Annotated in this window: 4 protein-coding genes; all 4 read left to right on the top strand. The window is 74.5% G+C overall.

What is annotated here, in order from left to right; genetic code table 11:
* Positions 1–152: 152 nt before the first annotated feature.
* A complete protein-coding gene (locus AC2CHE_RS26600) occupies positions 153–1,088 on the top strand; it encodes a sugar phosphate isomerase/epimerase family protein (RefSeq protein ID WP_484507572.1) in 936 nt (311 codons plus the stop codon).
* Positions 1,089–1,159: 71 nt separating this feature from the next.
* Complete coding sequence (locus tag AC2CHE_RS26595) at positions 1,160–1,777, top strand: EboA domain-containing protein (protein ID WP_484507571.1); 618 nt, start codon at positions 1,160–1,162, stop codon at positions 1,775–1,777.
* Entirely contained in the window at positions 1,777–2,628 is an 852-nt protein-coding gene (locus AC2CHE_RS26590) for a TatD family hydrolase (protein ID WP_484507570.1), read from the top strand. Before AC2CHE_RS26595 ends, AC2CHE_RS26590 begins: the two co-directional genes overlap by 1 nt.
* Positions 2,628–3,535 (top strand): metabolite traffic protein EboE (eboE, locus tag AC2CHE_RS26585; RefSeq protein WP_484507569.1); only part of this gene is annotated, 908 nt, incomplete at its 3' end. The genes AC2CHE_RS26590 and eboE, both read left to right, overlap by 1 nt.

Raw genomic sequence — 3,535 nt, 5'->3', positions numbered from 1 at the left:
GCGCGGGTCCGTGCGGCGGTGGGCGCCGGCATCACCGGCCTGCCCGCGTTGCAGGGTGCGCTGACCGCCCGCGTCGGGTCCGGTCTGCTCGGACTGGCGGTGGCGGCGGCCGCGCCGTTGGGCCGGCGGCTGGCCCGGAAGGTGTCACCGACATGACGGCGGCCGGCGCCGCCGCGGCACCCGACGGACTGCGGTTCGGGTACGGCACCAACGGTTTCGCCAACCACCGCCTCGACGACGCGCTCGCGGTCATCGCCGATCTCGGTTACGCCGGTGTCGCCCTCACTCTGGACCACGACCACCTCGACCCGTTCGCGCCCGGACTGGCGGGGCGCGTCGACGCCGTCGCCCGCCGGCTCGCCGAACTCGGCCTCGGCCTGGTGATCGAGACCGGCGCGCGGTTCCTGCTCGACCCCTGGCACAAGCACGCCCCGACGCTGCTGCACGACGACCCCGCGCTCCGGATCGAGTTCCTGCGCCGGGCAGTGGCCATCGGCGCGGATCTTGGCGCCGAGGCGGTCTCGTTCTGGGCCGGTGTCCGGCCGGGCACGGTCACCCCGGCGGTGGCCTGGGACCGCCTGGTCGCCGGCTGCGCCACCGTGGTCGAGGTGGCCGAGGCCGTCGGGGTGGCGCTGGGCTTCGAGCCGGAACCGGGAATGCTGGTCGAGGACATCGCCGACTGGCGTCGCCTGCACGCCGCCCTCGGCTCGCCCGCCCGCCTCGGCATCACACTCGACATCGGACACTGCCGCTGCCTGGAGCCGCAGGCGGTGCCCGACTGCGTCCGTGACATCGCCCCACACCTGGTCAACGTGCAGATCGACGACATGCGGCGGGGGGTGCACGAGCACCTGGAGTTCGGTGCCGGCGAGATCGACTTTCCGCCGGTGCTGGCCGCGCTGCGCGAGATCGGCTACCGGGGTCTGGTGGCGGTCGAGTTGCCCCGGCACTCGCACGCCGCCCCCACCGTCGCCGCCCGATCGCTGGATTTCCTGCGCAACGCCGCCGCGCGGCACACCCTCTGCTCTGCTTCGACCGGCGCACCACCAGGCGTCCGCTATCCGGACGACGACCGACGCGTGGAGTGACGCAGAGCAAAGGACGCATGCGGTACCACCGCCACGGCCCGTCGACGGCGGCGGACGAGGGAGGAGACGCGATGACAGTGGACGAGCTGCGGGCGGCCCTGCGGGGCGTACCCGATCCGGACTGGTTGGCCACGGCCCTGGACCGCGTCGCGGCCGCACCCGCCGCCATCGCGCGGTTCTTCCCGGCGGCCGGCCGCCGCTGCGGTCGACACGACCTGCCCGACCTGCCCGGCTGGGCCGCCGACGAGGCCGCCCGGGCCCTGCTGCTGGCCACCCTGCCCACCGGCCACGCCGAGCAGGCCGAGGCGCTGTACCGCGCCGGGGACGCCGCCGAGAAGCGGGCCGTGCTAAAGGCGCTGCCGATGCTGCCGATCGGCGCCGCCGGGACGCCGCTGCTGCACGACGCGATCCGCACCAACGACACCCGGCTGGTCGCCGCGGCCCTCGGCCCGTACGCCCGCCACCTCGACCCGCCGGCCTGGCGGCAGGCGGTGCTCAAGTGCGTCTTCACCGGCGTGCCGCTGGCGGCGGTGGCCGACCTCGACTCGCGCGCCGACGGGGAACTGGCGGAGATGCTCGCCGCGCTGGCCGCCGAACGCCGGGCCGCCGGCCGGAGCATGCCCGCCGACGCCACGGAACTGCTGGACCGGCTCACCGCCGCCAGCCAGCCCCAGCCCAGGGAGGTGTGATGCGGATCTTCGACCCGCACATCCACATGACGTCCCGCACCACCGACGACTACGAGCGGATGGCCGCCGCCGGTGTGCGGGCGGTGGTGGAGCCGGCTTTCTGGCTGGGCCAGCCGCGCACCAACGTCGGCTCGTTCACCGACTACTTCGACTCGTTGGTCGGGTGGGAGCCGTTCCGGGCCGGGCAGTTCGGGATCCGCCATAACGCCACGATCGCGCTCAACCCGAAGGAGGCCAACGACCCGCGTTGCCGGCCGGTCCTCGACGAGCTGCCCCGCTACCTGGAGAAGGACGGCGTGGTGGCGGTCGGCGAGATCGGGTACGACTCGATGACGCCCGAGGAGGACGACGCCTTCGCCGCCCAGCTCGCCCTGGCCGTGGCGCACGACCTGCCGGCGATGGTGCACACCCCGCACCGGGACAAGGCCCGGGGTGTCGAGCGCAGCCTGGCCGTGGTCGCGGAGTCCGGCATCGCGCCGCAGCGGGTGGTGCTCGACCACCTGAACGAGACCACGGTGAAACTGGTCCGGGACACCGGCTGCTGGCTCGGCTTCTCCATCTATCCGGACACCAAGATGTCGCCGCCGCGCATGGTCGAGCTGCTCAAGGCGTACGGGACCGAACGGATGCTGGTCAACTCGGCCGCCGACTGGGGACGCTCCGACCCGCTGCTCACCCGGGCCACCGGCGAGGCGATGCTGCGCGCCGGTTTCACCGACGACGACGTCGACCGGGTGCTGTGGCGTAACCCGGTCGAGTTCTACGGGCAGTCCGGGCGGCTCGACCTGTCCGACGACGACCTTGCGGAGCCGACCTTCGCCGGCAACTCGATCCTGCGCGGCGGCAGCTGATGCGGCTGCGGCACGCCGGGGGACGCACCGTCCACCTCGGTTACTGCACCAACGTGCACCCCGCCGAGGACCTCGCCGGCATCGTCGCCCAACTCGACACCTACGCGGTGCCGGTGCGCGAGACGCTCGGTGCCGATCCGCTCGGGCTGGGCCTGTGGCTGGCCGCTCCGGTCGCCGCCCAACTGGCCGCCGACCCGGCCGCCCGTCGTCGGTTGCGCACCGAGCTGACCGTACGCGGGCTGGAGGTGGTCACCCTCAACGGCTTCCCGTACGCGGCCTTCCAGGCGCCGGTGGTCAAGGGCGCGGTGTACCGGCCGGACTGGACCACCGACGACCGGCTCGGATACACCCTCGACCTGGCCCGGGTCCTGGCCGACCTGCTGCCCGACGAGGCCGCCCGCGGCTCGGTCTCCACCCTGCCGCTGGCCTGGCGCGCGCCGTGGGACCGCAGCCGCGCGGACTCCGCCCGTCGTCGACTCGACCAGCTCGCCAGCGGACTGGCCGCGGTCGAGCGGGAGACCGGCCGGCCGGTGCGGGTCGGTTTCGAGCCGGAGCCCGGCTGCGTGGTGGAGAGCACCCCGCAGGTCGTCGCCATGCTGTCCGGAATGGACACCGATCGGCTCGGAATCTGCCTGGATCTGGCCCACCTCGCCTGCGCCTGGGAGGAGCCCGCCGCCGCCCTGGAACGGCTGGCCGTCGCCGGCCTGCCGGTGGTCAAGGTGCAGGTGTCCGCCGCGCTGGAGGCAGCCGACCCGACCGCCGACGCCGCCGCCCTGCGCCGCTGGGTCGAGCCGCGTTTCCTGCACCAGACCCGCACCGCCGGCTGTGCCGCCGCCACACCGACCGCAGCCACCGCCACCGCACCGACGGCCGGCGCCGCCGCCACACCGGCCGGTGGCCCGCAGGC

It is taken from the genome of Micromonospora sp. ATLC16 (assembly GCF_057196645.1).
This window is presented reverse-complemented; position numbering and strand designations above follow the sequence as displayed.